12 protein-coding genes are annotated in these 16,877 nt (G+C 68.0%); 11 read left to right on the plus strand and 1 reads right to left on the minus strand.

The annotated features are described in order from the left end of the window. Positions 1 to 2: 2 nt before the first annotated feature. The 10 genes from M2395_RS06675 (at position 3) to M2395_RS06720 (ending at position 13,543) form a co-directional block, all read left to right on the plus strand. Positions 3 to 953, plus strand: a complete 951-nt coding sequence (locus tag M2395_RS06675; RefSeq protein WP_123430837.1) for a DUF58 domain-containing protein — start codon at positions 3 to 5, stop codon at positions 951 to 953. Continuing rightward, entirely contained in the window at positions 950 to 1,528 is a 579-nt protein-coding gene (locus M2395_RS06680) for a DUF4381 domain-containing protein (protein ID WP_123430838.1), read from the plus strand. Before M2395_RS06675 ends, M2395_RS06680 begins: the two co-directional genes overlap by 4 nt. Beyond that, complete coding sequence (locus tag M2395_RS06685; protein ID WP_123430839.1) at positions 1,515 to 2,513, plus strand: VWA domain-containing protein; 999 nt, start codon at positions 1,515 to 1,517, stop codon at positions 2,511 to 2,513. Before M2395_RS06680 ends, M2395_RS06685 begins: the two co-directional genes overlap by 14 nt. A 1-nt stretch (position 2,514) precedes the next feature. After that, on the plus strand, positions 2,515 to 4,107 hold the full coding sequence (locus M2395_RS06690; RefSeq protein ID WP_123430840.1) for a VWA domain-containing protein: 1,593 nt from the start codon (positions 2,515 to 2,517) through the stop codon (positions 4,105 to 4,107). Further along, positions 4,104 to 5,432 (plus strand): BatD family protein, encoded by a 1,329-nt coding sequence (locus M2395_RS06695; RefSeq protein WP_123430841.1) that lies wholly within the window; start codon positions 4,104 to 4,106, stop codon positions 5,430 to 5,432. Before M2395_RS06690 ends, M2395_RS06695 begins: the two co-directional genes overlap by 4 nt. Further along, positions 5,429 to 6,454: an HAD family phosphatase gene (locus M2395_RS06700; RefSeq protein WP_123430842.1), complete on the plus strand. Its 1,026-nt coding sequence runs from the start codon at positions 5,429 to 5,431 to the stop codon at positions 6,452 to 6,454. Before M2395_RS06695 ends, M2395_RS06700 begins: the two co-directional genes overlap by 4 nt. Before the next feature lie 89 nt (positions 6,455 to 6,543). Next, positions 6,544 to 8,130 carry an arylsulfatase gene (locus M2395_RS06705; RefSeq protein ID WP_011061132.1) on the plus strand — a complete coding sequence of 529 codons (1,587 nt, stop codon included), beginning with the start codon at positions 6,544 to 6,546 and terminating at the stop codon, positions 8,128 to 8,130. Positions 8,131 to 8,298: 168 nt separating this feature from the next. Further along, entirely contained in the window at positions 8,299 to 10,806 is a 2,508-nt protein-coding gene (locus M2395_RS06710) for a fused MFS/spermidine synthase (RefSeq protein WP_123430843.1), read from the plus strand. Positions 10,807 to 10,931: 125 nt separating this feature from the next. Beyond that, complete coding sequence (locus M2395_RS06715) at positions 10,932 to 12,569, plus strand: molecular chaperone DnaJ (RefSeq protein WP_123430844.1); 1,638 nt, start codon at positions 10,932 to 10,934, stop codon at positions 12,567 to 12,569. Further along, positions 12,566 to 13,543: a DUF3829 domain-containing protein gene (locus tag M2395_RS06720; protein ID WP_077934057.1), complete on the plus strand. Its 978-nt coding sequence runs from the start codon at positions 12,566 to 12,568 to the stop codon at positions 13,541 to 13,543. Before M2395_RS06715 ends, M2395_RS06720 begins: the two co-directional genes overlap by 4 nt. A 53-nt stretch (positions 13,544 to 13,596) precedes the next feature. Here the strand turns inward: M2395_RS06720 and M2395_RS06725 are convergent, their stop codons facing one another. Next, on the minus strand, positions 13,597 to 14,268 hold the full coding sequence (locus M2395_RS06725; RefSeq protein ID WP_011061129.1) for a DUF3313 domain-containing protein: 672 nt from the start codon (positions 14,266 to 14,268) through the stop codon (positions 13,597 to 13,599). Between the two features lie 212 nt (positions 14,269 to 14,480). Here M2395_RS06725 and M2395_RS06730 point away from each other — a divergent pair, with 212 nt between their 5' ends. After that, positions 14,481 to 16,838 (plus strand): multiheme c-type cytochrome, encoded by a 2,358-nt coding sequence (locus M2395_RS06730; protein ID WP_123430845.1) that lies wholly within the window; start codon positions 14,481 to 14,483, stop codon positions 16,836 to 16,838. The last annotated feature ends 39 nt before the right edge of the window (positions 16,839 to 16,877 follow it).

Here is a 16,877-nt window from a genome sequence, read left to right on the forward strand (position 1 = left end):
CCATGGCAACGCCACTGCACGAAGCCGACGGGCAGGTCTATGTCGCCCTGAGCCAGCTGATGGCCCTGGAGTTCCAGGCCCGTTCCCTGAGTTTTGTCGCCCGCCAGCCACAAGCCAGCATCCTCGCCGGCAACCACGCCTCGCGCCTGCGCGGGCGCGGCCTGAACTTCGACGAACTGCGCCGCTACCAGCCCGGCGACGATCTGCGTCACCTGGACTGGCGCGCCACCTTGCGCACCGGCAAGGCGGTGGTGCGTACCTTCACCGAAGAGCGCGACCGCCCGGCGCTGATCCTGGTGGACCAGCGCATGTCGATGTTCTTCGGCTCGCGGCGGGCCTTCAAGTCGGCCCTGGCCGCAGAACTGGCGGCGCTGGCGGCGTGGATGGTGTTCCAGGCCGGTGACCGGGTCGGCGGCCTGGTGTTCAACGACCAGGACATCGACAGCCTCGCCCCGCTGCGTAGCCGCAAGCGGGTGGAAGCCCTGTGCAGCCGGATCGTCCAGCACAACCAGCAACTGCACGCCGGCAACCCCGACCATGAGGGCGACGCGCAGTTGGACCGGGTGCTGCAGCAATGCCTGAACCTCGCCGCCCACGACCATCTGGTCTGTATCGTCAGCGACTTCGCCGGCACCAGCCCGCGCACCCTGCAGTACCTGCGCCAACTGGCCCGGCACAACGACGTGATCGCCCTGCAGGTCTATGACCCCCTGGCCCTGGAACTGCCGCACAACGGCCGGCTGCTGGTGACCCAGGGCCAACTGCAAGTGGAACTGGCGGTGGAGCAGCGCCAGGTGCACCGGCCCCTGGGGGACTTCCTCAGTGGCCGGCTCAAGGACGTGGCCAGCCTGCTGCGCCGCAGCCAGGTGCCGCTGATGATGTTCAGCACGGCCCAGGAGGCCCTGGGACAACTGCGCAGCGAGCTGGGCAGGCTGGGAACGCCGCGGCGATGAACCCGACCCTCCCCAGCATCGACCAGTTGCAGGAAATGCCCCTGCCACCACCGCCCGCCTACCTGCCGCAGACCTGGGGCTGGGCCGTGCTGCTGGCCCTGCTGCTGCTCGGCGCCCTGGCCTGGGGCGCCCGGCGCTACTGGCGCTGGCGCCGGGATGCCTATCGGCGCGAAGCGCTGGCACAACTGGCCCGGCTGCAAGCCAGCGACGAGCGCATCCATGCCCTGCGCGCCTTGCCCGAACTGCTCAAGCGCGTGGCCCTGTCCATGCCCCCCGCCCCCCACGCATCCCGTGGGCGCCGGCTTGCCGGGGAAGCCCTTGCCACAGCCACCCGCGCTTTCACGGGCAAGCCAGCGCCTGCAGGCCCGCGGGGGGTGGCGGGGCTGCGAGGGGCGGATTGGCAGGCCTTTCTGCAACAGCATTGCCCGCTACCGCTGCCCGAGGATTTCAGCCAGCAACTGGCCCTGCTGGCCTACGCTCCCCAGGCGCAATTGCAGGCCCTGTCGCCCGCACAGCAACAACAGCTGTTCGAGCAGTGCCGCACCTGGGTGGAGCAGCATCATGTGGCAGCTTGACTCTCCCTGGCTGTTGCTCCTGCTGCCGCTGCCCTGGTTCGGCTACCGCTGGCTGCCCGCCTACCGCGAGGCCCGCAGCGCGGTCCGGGTGCCGTTCTTCGCCGCCATGAGCCGCGCGGTCGGCCAGGCGCCGCAACCGTCCGGCAGCCGCCGCAACCGCGGGCAGTTGCTGCTCAACCTGCTGGTCTGGGCCCTGCTGGTGCTGGCGGTGGCACGGCCGGTGTGGGTCGAGCCTCCCCTCGAACAGCAGCGGCCGGTACGCGACCTGATGCTCGCCATCGACCTCTCGCAATCGATGCAGACCCAGGATTTCAACGACGCCAACGGCCAGCGGATCGACCGTCTGAGCGCAGTGAAAGAAGTGGTCCAGGGCTTTATCCAGCGGCGCAAGGACGATCGCCTGGGGCTGATCGTGTTCGGCAGCGGCGCCTTTGCCCAGGCGCCCCTGACCCTGGACCACGCCAGCCTGAGCCTGCTGCTCGAAGACAGCGGGATCGGCATGGCCGGGCCCAACACCGCGATTGGCGACGCCATTGGCCTGGCGCTCAAGCTGCTGGAACAGGCCAATGAACCAGAAAAAGTGCTGATCCTGCTCACCGACGGCAACGACACCAGCAGCGCCATCACCCCACAACACGCCGCCGCCATGGCCGCAGCCAGAGGCGTAGTGATCCATACCATCGGCATCGGGGACCCCAGCGCCGAAGGTGAAGCCAAGGTCGACCTGTCGGCCCTGGAGCAGATCGCCCGGACCACCGGTGGCCGTTACTTCCGCGCCGAGGACCGCAGCGCCCTGGACCATGTCTACGCCACCCTCGACCGCCTCACCCCCCATCAAGTGCAGACCCTGCGCCACCAGCCCAAGCGCGATTTGTTCCATTGGCCCCTGGGCGCGGCCCTGGGCCTGCTGGTGCTGTATCACCTGCTGGCCTGGCTGGCGCCGCGCCTGCGCCCGAACCGGGTTCGCCCGCCGCAGGAGGCCTGAAATGCAGATCAACCTCAGCGACCTGCACCTCCTGCGCCCACTGTGGCTGCTGCTGATCATTCCCGGGGCCTTGCTGCCCTGGCTCTGGCAGCGCCGGCATGACCTGCAGGCCCGCCTGCGGGGCACCATTGCCCCACACCTGCTGACGCACCTGCTGGTCACCCCGCAGGACTCCCAGCGCCTGCGGCCGGTGCATCTGCTCAGCGCGCTGCTGGTGCTGGGCGCCCTGGCCGCTGCCGGCCCCACCTGGGAACAGGACCGCCCGGATTTCCTGCACAACCGCGCACCGCTGATCATCGCCCTCGACCTGTCCCCCTCGATGAACGCCAGCGACCTGCCGCCCAGCCGCCTGGAGGCCGCCAAGCACAAGCTGCAGCAACTGGTGCAGCAACGCCGTGGCGCCCGCACCGGGCTGATCGCCTACGCCGGCAGCGCCCACCTGGTACTGCCGGCCAGCGACGACCCGGCCTTGCTCGACAGCTTCATCCAGGCCCTGGGCAGCGATCTGATCCAGCGCCCGGGCAAGGATGTGCTGGGGGTGATCCGGCAAGCCCAGCGCCTGCTCCAGGCCGAGCACAGCCCCGGCAGCCTGCTGCTGATCAGCGACGGCGCCGACACCTCGCAATTGGCGGCGATCAAACAGCAACTGGCCGACAGCCCCTTGCAGGTACTGATCCTCGCGGCCGGCAGCAGCGACGGCGGGATCATCCGCGACGCCAACGGCCAGCCGCTCACCGACAGTGACGGCCGCCCGCAACTGGGGCGTTTCGACAGCGCCGCGCTCAAGCAACTGGCCGCCGCCAGCGACGCGCCCCTGGGCAGCCTGACCCTGAATGACGACGACCTGGACTGGGTGCAGTTGCATGCCCAGCAGCATTTCACCGCGGCCAGCGCCCCCGACCGGCAACTGCAATGGAAAGACGCCGGCTACTGGCTGTGCTGGCCACTGCTGCTGTTGGCGTTCTGCTGCGTGCGCCGCGGCTGGAGCCTGAACTGGCTGGGTGCCCTGCTGCTGGGCCTGGGCTTGAGCCTGCAAGCGCCGACGGCCCGGGCCAATACCTTGGCCGACGCCTTCTTCAGCGCCGACCAGCAAGGCCGCTGGGCCTTCGAACACGGCCACTACCCGGCCGCCGCCGCGCTGTTCACCGACCCCTACTGGAAAGGCATCGCGGCTTATAAAGCGGCGGACTTCGACCTGGCCCTGGCCAGCTTCGCCCGCCTGGACAGCGCCGCGGCGTATTTCTACCTGGGCAATATCCATGTGCGGCGCTTCAAGTTCGACGAGGCCATCGCCGCCTATCAGCAAGCCCTGAAGTTGCAGCCCCGGTTTGCCGAGGCCCGCGCCAACCTGGCCCTGGCCCAGGCGCTGAAAAAAGACACCGAGAGCGCGCAGCAGAACGCCCCCGAGGTCAAGCCCGATGCCATCAAGTTCGACAAGCCTGCGGGCAAGGGCCAGAGCAAGAAGGTCGAGACCCAGCAGGCCGCCAGCGACGAGCTTTGGCTGCAGAACCTCAGCACCTCCCCGGCGGCGTTCCTGCGGCAGAAGTTCAGCCTGCAGGACCTCGACAACACCACGCCGCAGGTGACGCCATGAACCCTGTAGCGTTGAGAGGTCTGTGGGCAGTGGCGCTTGGGTTGATGCTCTGGGGCTGGCAGGCGCTGGCGGCAGAGCCGCAGTTGCGGGTGCAGGCCCAGTTGCAGCCCGATACCTCGGTGATGGTCGGGCAAACCCTGCAGTTGCAGGTCGATGTGCTGACCAATACCTGGTTCACCCAGGCCGTGACCCTGCCGGAGCTGCAACTGCCCGGGGCCCTGGTGCTGGCACCCGACGGCGAAGCCGAGCACTTGAACCAGACCCTCGACGGGCAGCCGTTCTTCGGCATGCGCTACCGCTACCGGATCACCCCGCAACAGGCCCGCTCGTTCCAGATCCCGCCCCTGGTGGTGCGCGCCACCCCGGCCCAGGCCAGCGCCGAACAGTCGGCGCAGACCCCGCCCCTGGCCTTCAGCGCCAGCCAGCCGCCGGGCTTCGCCCCGGGGGAAACGGTGCTGGTGGCCGATGATCTGCGCCTGACCCAGACCCTGCGCTTGTCCGCGACACCAGCGGCGGTGGGCGACACCCTGGTCCGCGAACTGACTCTGCAGGCCGACGGCCCGCCGGGGTTGTCCCTGCCGCCGCCGCACACGGCCGCCGTGGCCGGCCTGGAGGCCTACCCGGTGGCCCCGCGCATCAGCAACCTGGATGACGGTCGCGGGCATATCAGCGGTGGCCAGCGCATCGATCGCCTGAGTTACAGGATCCAGCGCCCCGGGCACTACCAACTGCCGGCGCTGCGGATCAAATGGTGGAACAGCCAGGCGCATCGGGCCCAGGTCAGCGAGTTGCCGGCCTTGAGTTTCGAGGCCACGGCCGCCAGCCGCTATCAACCGGTGTTTTCCATCCGCGACGATCTCCAGGCCCTGGGCCGGCAAAACCCCTGGCGCATTTCCCAGTACCTGGTCGGCCTGGCCCTGCTGCTGGCGCTGGGCGTTGTGGCGCTGTACCTGGGCCGCCCCTGGTGGCAACGCGGGCAGCAGGCCTGGCAACACTGGCGGGCCGCCCGCAAGGCCGCCTGGGAGCGCTCCGCCGCCTGGGCCTGGGAACAGGTGCCGGGCCAGCTCAAGCAGCAGCCGCCGCAACTGGGTGCCCTGTACCTGTGGTGTCGGCGCAGCAGCGGCCGCCTCGATCTGGCCAGCCTGGGCCCGCGCCTGCGCGCCCTGCTGCAGGCCTGCTATGGCCCGGCGCCCCACGCCGGTGCGGCGCTGGAGCAACTGCGCCAGGCGCTGCCGGCGCTGCACGCCGAAGGTACGCCGCAAGCCCCTCCTCAAGGCCACGGCCTGCGCCCCCTCAACCCCCGTCACGAGAAGGATTTCCCATGACACTTCCAGCCCCCTGGCGCGTGCGCCACCTGCCCCTCCTTCTGCTGTTGCTGGCCGCCCCGCTGCTGGCCCTGGCCAACAGCGACCCCTTGCCCTCGTGGAAGGACGGCCCGAGCAAGCAGGGCATTCTCGCCTTCGTCCAGGCCGTGACCACCCAGGGCGGCCCGGACTACGTGAAACCCGCCGAGCGCATTGCCGTGTTCGACAACGACGGCACCCTGTGGAGCGAGCAGCCGGCCTATTTCGAGGTGCTGTTCGCCTTCGACGAAATCAAGCGCCTGGCGCCCCAGCACCCCGAGTGGAAGACCCGCCAGCCGTTCCAGGCCGTGCTCGAAGGTGATCACCAGGCCCTGGCCGCCAGCGGCATGCACGGCCTGCTGCAGATCATCGGCGCCACCCATACCGGCATCAGCAGCGAGGCCTTTATCGACAATGCCCGGCGCTGGCTGGCCGAGGCCCGCCACCCGAAGACCGGGCGGCCGTTCAACCAGATGATCTACCAGCCCATGCTGGAAATGCTCGACTACCTGCGCAGCCAGGATTTCAAGACCTACATCGTCTCCGGCGGCGACACCGCCTTCATGCGCGCCTTCGCCGAAAGCGCCTACGGCATCCCGCCGGAACAGGTGATCGGCAGCAACTTCGTCACCCAGTGGCAGTTCCAGGACGGCCAGCCGTCGATCCTGCGCACCGCCAAGCTGGCCCACAACGACGACGGCCCGGGCAAGCCGGAAAGCATCGACGGGATCATCGGCCGGCGCCCGCTGCTGGCTTTCGGCAACTCCGACGGCGACCTGCAGATGCTGCAGTGGACCGCCGCCGGCAGTGGCAAGCGGTTCATGGCCCTGGTGCACCACACCGACGCAGCGCGCGAGTGGGCCTACGACCGCAAGTCCCAGGTCGGGCGCCTGGACCAGGCCCTGGATCAAGCACAGCAGCACGGCTGGACGCTGGTGGACATGGCCGCCGAATGGCGGCGGATCTACCCCTTCGAGCCCCTGGCACCCGAGCAAGCGCAATGACCACAGGAGAAGCAACAACAGACGCAAGGCAGGACAGCACTCAACGTGGCTCGCCCCAGGCGAGCGAACCCGAAAAAGGAGCAAGTCAGATGACTCGCATACGCAAGTGGCTACCCAAGGCCGCCCTGGTGGCGACCGCGGTGATGGCGTTCTCGGCAACTGCCGGGGCGGCAGAGAAACCCAATATCCTGGTGATCTTCGGCGACGATATCGGCCAGACCAATATCAGCGCCTATTCCATGGGCGTGGTCGGCTACAAGACACCGAACATCGACCGCATCGCCAAGGAAGGCATGCTGTTCACCGACTACTACGCGGAGAACAGCTGCACCGCCGGGCGCTCTTCCTTTATTACCGGGCAGACGCCGCTGCGCACCGGGCTGTCCAAGGTGGGCATCCCCGGGGCCCCGGTGGGCCTGCAAAAACGCGACATCACCATCGCCCAGGCGCTGAAATCCCAGGGCTACGCCACCGGCCAGTTCGGCAAGAACCACCTGGGCGACCGGGATGAGTACCTGCCCACCGCCCACGGTTTCGACGAGTTCTTCGGCAACCTCTACCACCTCAACGCCGAAGAGGAGCCCGAGCGCCCCTACTGGCCCAAGGACGACCCGGACTTCGTCAAGGCCAACTCGCCACGCGGGGTGATCCACAGTTTTGCCGACGGCAAGATCGAGGACACCGGCGCCCTGACCAAGAAACGCATGGAGACCATCGACGACGAAACCACCGCCGCCGCCCAGGCCTTCATCGAGAAGCAGGCCAAGGCCGACAAGCCGTTCTTCGTCTGGATGAACACCACGCGCATGCACGTGTTCACCCATGTGCGCGAGTCCATGGCGGGCCAGAGCGGCATGCCCGGCAACGAATACGCCGACGGCATGGTCGAGCACGACAACGATGTGGGCAAACTGCTCAAGACCCTCGACGACCTGAAGATCGCCGACAACACCATCGTCGTCTACACCACCGACAACGGGCCCAACCAGTTCTCCTGGCCGGATGCAGCGACCACGCCATTTCGCAACGAGAAGAACTCCAACTGGGAAGGCGCCTACCGGGTGCCGGCGATGGTTCGCTGGCCGGGCAAGGTCAAGGCCGGGGAAGTCTCCAACGAGATGTTCTCGGGGCTCGACTGGTTCCCCACCCTGCTGGCGGCGGCCGGCGACAGCGGGGTCAAGGACAAGCTGCTCAAGGGCTGGGCCCCCACCACCGGTGGCGCCAGCTTCAAGGTGCACCTGGACGGCTTCAACCAGCTGCCCTACCTGACCGGCCAGCAGCCCAAGGGGGAACGCCACGAGTTCTACTACTTCAACGATGACGGGGTGCTGGTGTCGATGCGCTTCGACAACTGGAAAGTGGTGTTCTGCGAGCAGCGCCAGCCCGGCGGGTTCAGGGTCTGGAGCGAGCCGTTCGTATGCCTGCGGGTACCGAAGATCCTCAACTTGCGGATGGACCCCTACGAGCGGGCGGACGTGGTGTCCGACCAGTTCTATGACTGGAACACCAAGAACGTCTACCTGGCCGGGGTGGCGGTGACCAAGTCGGCGAAGTTCCTCGAGACCTTCATCGAATACCCACCGAGCCAGAAACCGGCGAGCTTCAGCATCGACCAGATCCGCGCCGCGGTGGATGCCAAGATCGCCGAGAAAATGAAGGCTCAACCGGCCCAATGACCCGACGCCGCCCGGCCCACCGGGCGGCCTCTCCCCCCCACACAGCAGGCGTCGGCTTGCCGACGAAGACGTCCGCCAGTCTTGTACTACGCTTGAGTCCGCATTCGCCGGGACTCCGGCACCTGCCCATCCGTAGGGCATTTCGATTTCTGCATAAGGCCATGGAACATGAGTTCTCCCCTCTCGCGGCCACACCTTGCCAGCCACAGCCTCGATACCCGCATGCAGTGGTTTCCGGCACTGCTGTTATTTGTCTCCGGCGCTGCGGCGCTGATCTTCCAGGTGCTGTGGATCAAGCAACTGTCCCTGGTGGTGGGGGTCGAGGTCTATGCCATCACCACTGGTATCAGCGCCTTCTTCGCCGGGCTGGCCCTGGGCGGCTGGCTGTTCGGCCGCCTGGCCGACCGGGTGGCCAATCCCTGGCGCCTGTACGCGCTGCTGGAATTGCTGGTGGCGCTGACGGCCGTGGGCGCGACCCTGGCCCTGGCCGGCGCCGCCGCGCCCTTCGCTGAACTGGCCCTGCACCTGGGCCTGCTGGCCTGGGGCCTGCCACTGCTGCTGGTGGGCGCCCCGGCGGTGCTGATGGGCGGCACCCTGCCGGTGCTGGTGCGAGCCCTGGCGGCCGACCCGGGGCAACTGGGCCGCGCCGGTGGCAGGCTGTACGCAGCCAACACCGCCGGGGCAATTGCCGGCACCCTGCTAAGCGCCTTTGTGCTGATTGCCACCCTCGGCGTGCGCGGCAGCGCCCTGGCCGCCGCGCTGCTGAACCTGCTGGCGGCCCTCGGTGCCCTGGCCCTGCAACAACAGCAGGCCCTGCCCGCCAGCGCGCCGGTAAAGCTGGCCCGCAACCCGCGGCCGGCACGCCTGGCCCTGCTGCTGTACAGCCTCGCCGGCGGCGTGGCCCTGGGCTACGAGGTGGTCTGGTCGCAGTCCATCGTGCCGTTCATGAGCACCCGCACCTACGCCTTTGCGGTAGTCCTGGCCACCTACCTGGGCGGGCTGTTCCTGGGCAGTAGCCTGATGGCCCCGCGGGCCGACCGGGTGCGGGACCCCTGGGGCCTGTTCGGCCTGCTGATTGCCGGTGCCGGGCTGCTGGCCCTGCTGGAAATGGCGCTGCTGGGGCGCTGGCTGATCCTCGCCCAGACCCAGGTCGAAGCCCTCATCCTCAGCCTGGGGGGCAGCCCGCTGCTGGGCATGAGCGGGCGCTTTGCCGTGGCCGCGCTGTGCATCGTGTTCGTGCCCACCCTGCTGCTGGGGGCGGCCTTCCCCCTGGCCCTGCGCCTGTGCTGTGACGGCCGCGCAGTGGGCCGCGACGTTGGCGCCGTGCTGGCCTGCAACACCCTGGGCGGGATCATTGGCGTGGCCCTGTGCGGCTTCGTGCTGATCCCCTGGCTGGGGCTGGTGCGCACCCTGGGGCTGCTGGCGCTGATCGCAGCGCTGGTGGGCCTGCTTGCCGTGCGCCAGGGCCCCGGGGTGAACAAGGGCCGGCGCCAGGGGGTGGTTGCCCTGGGGCTGCTGTCCCTGGCCGTGGCCCTGCTGACCCCGCCCCAGCGCCTGGCGCAACTCCTGCCCGGGGCCCGCCACGCCGAACTGAGTTTCTACCAGGAAGGCCGCGGCGCCACGGTGGCGGTGGTGACCCAGGGCCAGCCCGAGCGGCGCTTCCATCGCCTGTATATCCAGGGCGTGTCGAACACCGGCGATGCCATGCCGTCACTGCGCTACATGCGCATCCAGGCCCTGCTGCCGCTGCTGATCCACAACGGCGAGCCGCGCTCGGCGCTGGTGATCGGCTTCGGCACCGGGATCACCGCCGGGGCCCTGCTGCGCTACCCGGGGCTGGAACAGCGGGTGGTGGCGGAATTGCTACCGGCGGTACTGGACGCCGCGCCGCTGTTCCAGGGCAACTTCAATGCCGCCAGCGACCCGGGCATTCAGATCCGCCTGCAGGACGGGCGCCAGGAACTGCTGCGCAGCCCGCAGAACTATGACCTGATCACCCTGGAACCGCCGCCGCCCTCCGCTGCCGGGGTGGTCAACCTGTACTCCCGGGACTTCTACCAACTGGCCGCGCGGCGCCTCAACACCCAGGGCCTGGTGGCCCAGTGGCTGCCCCTGCCGACCCAGAACACCGAAGACTCCCGCGCCCTGGTGCAGAGCTTCCTCGAGGTCTTCCCCTACGCCACCCTGTGGACCAGCGAGTTCCACGAGATGCTGCTGGTGGGTTCCCCGGACCCCATCGAGCTGGATGCGGCCAGGATCGAGCGGCGCTTTGCCCAGGACAGCGTGCGCAGCGCCCTGGGGGAAGTCGGGGTCAATTCCGCCCAGGCGCTGCTGGCCACCTGGGTCAGCGACCGCGACGGCCTGCAGCGCTTTGCCGGCGATTCCCCGGCGGTCACCGATGACCGGCCGCGCATCGAGTACGCACCCTGGGTGCGGCCACGGGAGATCAACCAGGTTCTGCCGGAGCTGCTGAACCTGCGCCATCCACCGGTGCTGGTGAATGTCAGCCCCGAGTTTCGCCAGCGCATGAACCAGGAAAGCCGCAACCTGATGCAGTTCTACCGCGCCAGCCTGCACGCCTATGATGGCGACCGCGAAGCCTGGGCCCGGGAGATCCGCGAACTGCTCCAGGTCGATGGCGGCAACCCCTACTACCGCTGGTTCGTCGGCCAGTGAGCTGAAGCGACCATCCCGGGCCGTTGCATGCGGCCTGGGACTTTTTTTCAGGAAACCGGTAGGGTGCGCAGTTTCAGCGCGCCACTGCCCGGGCGCGGCGGTCTTTCATGGAGTCGTACCGCCCAATGAGTTGCTGGACCCTGCTCGGCCTGCCGGCCACCGCCGATACCCGCACCATCAAACGCCACTACGCCAGGCTGCTCAAGCAGACCCGCCCGGATGAAGACCCGGTGGCGTTCCAGCGCCTGCGCGAAGCCTATGAATCGGCGCTGGAGCAAGCCCGGTGGCTGGGCATGCAGGAGCAGGATCCACATTCGGACGAAGACCCGATGCCGCTGGCCGGGCAGGCGCCGCAGGGCCCAAAGCCGCTGTCGCCGGCGCAGCGAGTCGCCCCCTTGCTGGAGGGCATCCGCATCGAGCAACTGGACCTGCGCTATCAGCAGGCGATCCAGAGCGACTGCCTGCTGGAGTTCGAGCTGGGCCTGTTGCGCCACTGCGTGGAACGCCCGGACCAATCGCAACAGCTGCTGGCCTGGGCCTTTGCCACGTTCCACTGGCTCAGCGCCTGGCAGCGCCTGGAACTGCCGGAGTACCTGATCGATGCATTGCTGGAACAGTGCCAGGAAAAGCTCTTGCAGCCCCTGCAGGACGCCCTGGTCCAGCGCGACGACCAGGCTCTGCTCCAGGCCTACGCGCAACGCCAGCAGCAGCCCTGGCTGAACAGCCTGGACCAGGGCCAGTGGTTCAACCTGCAACTGGTGGAGCTGCTGCTCAACAGCCCCTACTGGTCCAGCCCGGGGTTCGCCGCGGTGTGTGCCGGCCAGGGCTGGCACAACGGTGCGGACAACGCCTGTCCGGCGCTGGAATGGGAGCGCCTCAAAGCCCGTGACGAAGCACCGGTATTCATTGCCCGCCAGCAGGCCCTGGCCACCCAGGCACCGGCCAGCCCGCAACAGCGCGCTGCCTACCTGCTGCTGGCGCCCATCAGTTTCACCCGCCGGCGCAACTTCGCCCGGCGCCTGCGCCCCGATGACTGGGCCTGCTGCCGCCAACTGAGCTCGCGGCTGCACGCCAATCACCCCGAGGTATCGGCCGGCATGCCCGGCGGCACGCCGTTCTTCTGGCGCGACTGGGAGTTCGCTTTCAACGCCTGGCCCATGTACCTGGGCATTGTCCTCGCCTGCCTGGCGGGGGCCGTGGCCCGCTATGCGCCGCAAGCCGGCAGCCTGGGGGAAATCATTGGCGTGACGCTGTTCTGGAGCACCTGTTTTGCCGGCGCCGGGGCCCTGCTGGGGTGGCTCTGGCAGCCTCTGGCTCACCGCCTCTGGGTACGCGACCAGGCACTCGGCGCACGCCTGCCGCACTGGCTCGACCCGGATCGTGAGGTGCTGGTCCTGCGCGACCTGCTGCCGGCCCTGCTGATCAGCAGTGCCCTGGGATATTTCTGCGGCCCGGTCAGCGCCGCCACTTACCTGGCCGTGCTGCTGGGGGTGGCGAGCCTGCGGCGCCGCGAACTCAAGGCCCAGGCTTCCTGGGAAAAACCCGCTCCCTGGCGCCGGCGGCTGTTGATCGGCCTGGGCTGCATGGTGCTGGTGGCAGGCCTGGGCAGCCTCCAGCTGTTCACCAGCCAGCGCACGCTCAACCCCAACCAGGGCCTGCAGCAATGGAGCGAACGCCTGTGCGCGCGCATGCCCGCCAATGCCGAGGGCTGCACGGCCCCGGCCACCGCCCGCCAGTGGTACGGCCAGGAGGGGCAGCCATGAACCCCAATTGGTTGCTGCCCATCGGCCTGGTTCTGGGGTTGACGCTGGTCGGCCTGGCCGGGGCCAGCAAGCCCCTGGGGCGCCTCGACCTGTGGCTGGACCACCAGGACAGCCCGAGCACCGCCCAGGCCAATGCCCTGGCACCGATCGTCAATTGCATGAACCAGGTGGATGTGCCCTGGCGCCTGGCCCACCAGGCCTTCATGGCCGAGGGTGCGCCCCGGGCCAAGGCGCCCGAAGCCTACGACCTGTATGCCTACAGCCACCAGGACATCGACGCGCTGTACCGCCTCAACTGCCCCGGCAGAATCACCGACAAGTTGCAGGTCCTGGCCCCGGACAGCCCTTTGCTCCCCGCCACCGTGCGCTATCTGCAAGTGCTCGGGCCCTTCGCGGCCCTGACCAAGGATTCCTTCATGCGCAAAATGGGCATCGGGCGGCCCCTGACCGAGGCGCAACTGGATGAGTTTGCCCGCCAACTGGCGCAACAGCGCGAGGCTTACCTGGAAGCTTCCAATGCCGTGCGCCAGTTGCTCCCGGCCCTGGATATCGAACCGCGCAGCCAGCAACTGCTGCGCCTGGAGCAACGCCTGGGGCGCAATGCCCACTGGGCATTGCTCGATTACATGATCCAGGCCCGCAGCACCGTGGAATTTGTCGAGGCAGGCGTACGCCAGCAAAGCCTGACCCCGGACCAACTGGCGCAGGTCACCCGGCAGTTGCGCCAGACCTGGGACGCTCGGCAGCAGTACCTGAAAACAGGCCAGCCGGACAAGAACACCGAGCAGGTGCTGTACCTCTGGCAACTGATCGCCCAGCCCGGCGAACAGTACCTCAAGGCGCTGGACACCCTGCACCGCGACTGGCAGCAACATGCCGAGCCGCAACGCCTGAGCGACGACTACCACGCAGTGACCCAGGGTTACGACCAGATGCTCTACCACTACAACAAACTGGCGCGCAGCCAGTACTGAAACCGAACGATGGCCGCGGCACCTTTCAAGATGCCGCGGCCATCAACGGTCGGTCACTTTTTCTTCAGTTGCAGGTAGGACTGGTGCATGTCATAGGCCCAGCCGTCGATGACGTTCTTCACGTCGCTGGCCTGCATCACCTGGGTGTCGTTTTCCAGGGGCTTGCCGGTGCCTTTGCGGACCACTTCGGCAATCACCGCGTGGGTGCTGCCATCCAGGAACGCCGCCTCGGTGGCCAGGGTGGTTTCCTGGTCGCGGATGCCACTGGCGGTGCTCACCGCCGCCGCCACCAGGGCCACGGGAATGATTTCATAGGGCTTCAGGCCCTCGGTCTTGCTGGTGACTGCGGTAATCGCCGCGCGCACCACGATCACCCCCGGGCCCGGGCCGGTGGCCAGTGGCAGGGATTTGCTCACCTCGCGCTGCAGTGCCTGGTCGTAGTAACGGGTGATGGCGGTCAGGGTGCTCTGGGGGATCTTCGCCGTCGGCTGCGGCTGCGGGTAGAACTGGGTCGGTTCGATGTACACGCTGCTGTAGTTGCTCAGCTTGAGCTTGGGATCGATCCAGCGCATCACCTCCACACCGGAGGGCGACTTGGCTTCCTTGAGCTGGCTGTAGTCGCTGAGAAACCCGGAGTACTCGTCAGGCTGGGGCACTTTGCTGGAACAGCCCACCATCCCGAGGGTGGCAAGGCACAGCGTGCTGAGGGTCAGAGCAAGCTTCATGTGTAACTCCTGTAGGTGCAGCAGCCAGGGACTGGCTAGGGGAAATTAAGGTATAGCCAAAAGCCGGCGCTTTGCCCCGCCGGCGCGGGTTGTTTGTCACGGCTTGCGGGCTGATTCACAGCCCGGATTTGACAGACCGGCAGCTGCCGTCAAAGCTCCATCGAGCCTGAGAGTGCCGATCAAGGCACCGCATTCTGGATACGGACGTCGCAATGCCCAAGCCGAAGAAGAATAACCCACGCCCGACACCCCCTGCTTCAACTGCACCTTCGCCCCACCGCTACCTGTTCCCCTTCGGCGCCCTGCTGTTGCTGCTGGTGCTCGGCGGGCTCGCCTGGTTCCTGCTGGCCGAACCGCCCCGGCTGGCGGCGCCGCAGGTGGCTGCGGCCCCGCCCCCCGACCAGCCCAAGGCCGTGCCGGCGCTACCGGCCGCCCAGTACGTCGATGAACAGGCCTGCCAGGGCTGCCACCAGGCCCAGGCCAGGGACTGGCAAGGCTCGCACCATCAACTGGCGATGCAAGAGGCCAACCCGCAGACGGTGCTGGGCAATTTCAATGAACAGCGTTTCAAGGCCGAAGGCGAAAGCACCCGGTTGTTTCGCCGCGGGGCCGAGTTCTGGGTCAACACCCCCGGCGCCGACGGCAGGCCCGCGGACTTCAAGGTGGCCTACACCTTCGGCATCGAGCCCTTGCAGCAATACCTGATCGAGGTCGGCCAGGGGCGCCTGCAAGCCCTGGGCGTGGCCTGGGATACGCGCAAGCAGCAGTGGTTCCACCTGTATCCGGGCCAGGGCGTTAACTTCAAGAACCCGCTGCACTGGAGCAAGCCCAGCCAGAACGCCAACTTCATGTGTGTGGAATGCCACACCACCGGCTACCAGCGCAATTTCAGCGCCAGCCAGGAGCGTTTCGACAGCCGCTGGAACAGCCTCGGCGTTGGCTGCCAGGCCTGTCACGGCCCGGCCTCAAACCACCTGCAGGCCACAGCCAGCAAGGCCACCCTGGCCAACGCCGGCTTCGCCGTGGACCTCAAGGCCGCAAGCGCCACCCAGGAGATTGAGACCTGCGCCCGCTGCCACGCGCGGCGCGCGCCCCTGGGCGACGGCTACCACGTCGGCCAGCGCCTGATGGATGACTACCTACCCAGCGCCCTGACCCGGGAGCTGTACGCCCTGGACGGCAAGATCAAGGACGAGGTGTTCGAATACGGCTCCTTCGCCCAGAGCAAGATGTTCGACAAGGGGGTGCGCTGCAGCAATTGCCACAACCCCCACAGTACCCAGCTCAAGGCCCCGGGCAACGCCGTATGCCTGCAATGCCACAACCCCGCCGGCAAGAGCGCGGCAGCCGGCATCGACGGACGCGGGTTGCAAGCCAAGGATTACGATTCCCCCGAGCATCACCGGCACACCCCCGGCCAGCCCGGTGCGCAATGCGTGGACTGCCATATGCCGGGCAAGGTCTACATGGGCAATGACTATCGCCATGACCACAGCTTCAGCCTGCCCAACCCGCTGCGGGCGCAGAAGCTTGGCACGGCCGATGCCTGCCTGGGCTGCCACCAGGGGCAACAGGCCGGCGAACGCATCAGCCGGCAGTTCCAGTTATGGACCGCCAACAGCCCACCCCAGCCACCGCGCTACGACGACAGCCTGTGGTTGATCCGCGGCGGCCACCCAGGAGCAGCCCAGGCGTTGCAGGAACAACTGCAGCGCAGCGATCTGCCACCGATCCGGCGTGCCACCCTGCTGGCCGAGCTGGCCAACTATCCCAGTGCCCAGGCACTGCAACTGGCTACCCAGGCCCTCGGGCATGCGGACCCCCAGGTGCGCGAAAGCGCGGTGCGAGCCACCAGCGCCCTGGTGCCGCCGGCCGAACGTGGCCCGCTGCTGGTGCCCTTGCTGCAAGACCCGGTCAAGGCCGTGCGGATCACCGCAGCTCGCGATCTGCTGGGCGCCGCGCGCAGTGGCCTGGGCCCGGCTCAAGGGGCCTGGGACAAAGCCCTTGGCGAATATGAAGCGGTGCAGTTGAGCCTGGTGGAGCGGGCCGAAGCCAACCTCAACCTGGCCATGCTCTACCAGGCCAGCGGGCGCAGCACCGAGGTCGAACCCTACTTGCGCGCAGCCTTGCGCCGCGACAGCGACTTCTTCCCGGCCCTGGTGACCCTGGGGCAGTGGCTGGAAGCCAATGGCCGCAGCCAGGAGGGGCAGCAACTGCTGGCCCAGGCCCTGCAACAGCACCCGGAGTCGGCGCTGCTACAGCACACCCGGGGCCTGAGCCTGATTCGTGGGGGCGACACTGCCCGGGCCATGGCCGCCTTGAAAAAGGCCGCCGAGCTGGAACCGCAGAATGCTCAGTACGCCTATGTGCTGGCAGTGGCCCTGCACGACAGTGGCCAGCAGGACGCTGCCAACCGTCAGTTGCAAGCCCTGCTGCAGCGCCAGCCGACCCAGCGCAATGCGCGCCTGAGCCTGATCCAGTACTACCTGGAGAGCGGCCAGGAACCCAAGGCCCAGGCACTGATGCAGCAATGGAAGCAGCTCAACCCCGGGGACCCGGCGCTGCAATAGGCAGGGTGGCAAGGAGGGCTCGGTTACCCGAGCCCCCCT

Origin of the sequence: Pseudomonas sp. BIGb0176 (assembly GCF_024810175.1) — a bacterium.
GTDB classification, from domain to species: domain Bacteria; phylum Pseudomonadota; class Gammaproteobacteria; order Pseudomonadales; family Pseudomonadaceae; genus Aquipseudomonas; species Aquipseudomonas protegens.

What these genes read in the sequence shown, in the direction of transcription:
- M2395_RS06675 (WP_123430837.1), top strand. Translation starts at nt 3, where the DNA reads ATGGCAACGCCACTGCACGAAGCCGACGGGCAGGTCTATGTCGCCCTG.
- M2395_RS06680 (WP_123430838.1), top strand. Translation starts at nt 950, where the DNA reads ATGAACCCGACCCTCCCCAGCATCGACCAGTTGCAGGAAATGCCCCTG.
- M2395_RS06685 (WP_123430839.1), top strand. Translation starts at nt 1,515, where the DNA reads ATGTGGCAGCTTGACTCTCCCTGGCTGTTGCTCCTGCTGCCGCTGCCC.
- M2395_RS06690 (WP_123430840.1), top strand. Translation starts at nt 2,515, where the DNA reads ATGCAGATCAACCTCAGCGACCTGCACCTCCTGCGCCCACTGTGGCTG.
- M2395_RS06695 (WP_123430841.1), top strand. Translation starts at nt 4,104, where the DNA reads ATGAACCCTGTAGCGTTGAGAGGTCTGTGGGCAGTGGCGCTTGGGTTG.
- M2395_RS06700 (WP_123430842.1), top strand. Translation starts at nt 5,429, where the DNA reads ATGACACTTCCAGCCCCCTGGCGCGTGCGCCACCTGCCCCTCCTTCTG.
- M2395_RS06705 (WP_011061132.1), top strand. Translation starts at nt 6,544, where the DNA reads ATGACTCGCATACGCAAGTGGCTACCCAAGGCCGCCCTGGTGGCGACC.
- M2395_RS06710 (WP_123430843.1), top strand. Translation starts at nt 8,299, where the DNA reads ATGAGTTCTCCCCTCTCGCGGCCACACCTTGCCAGCCACAGCCTCGAT.
- M2395_RS06715 (WP_123430844.1), top strand. Translation starts at nt 10,932, where the DNA reads ATGAGTTGCTGGACCCTGCTCGGCCTGCCGGCCACCGCCGATACCCGC.
- M2395_RS06720 (WP_077934057.1), top strand. Translation starts at nt 12,566, where the DNA reads ATGAACCCCAATTGGTTGCTGCCCATCGGCCTGGTTCTGGGGTTGACG.
- M2395_RS06725 (WP_011061129.1), bottom strand. Translation starts at nt 14,268, where the DNA reads ATGAAGCTTGCTCTGACCCTCAGCACGCTGTGCCTTGCCACCCTCGGG.
- M2395_RS06730 (WP_123430845.1), top strand. Translation starts at nt 14,481, where the DNA reads ATGCCCAAGCCGAAGAAGAATAACCCACGCCCGACACCCCCTGCTTCA.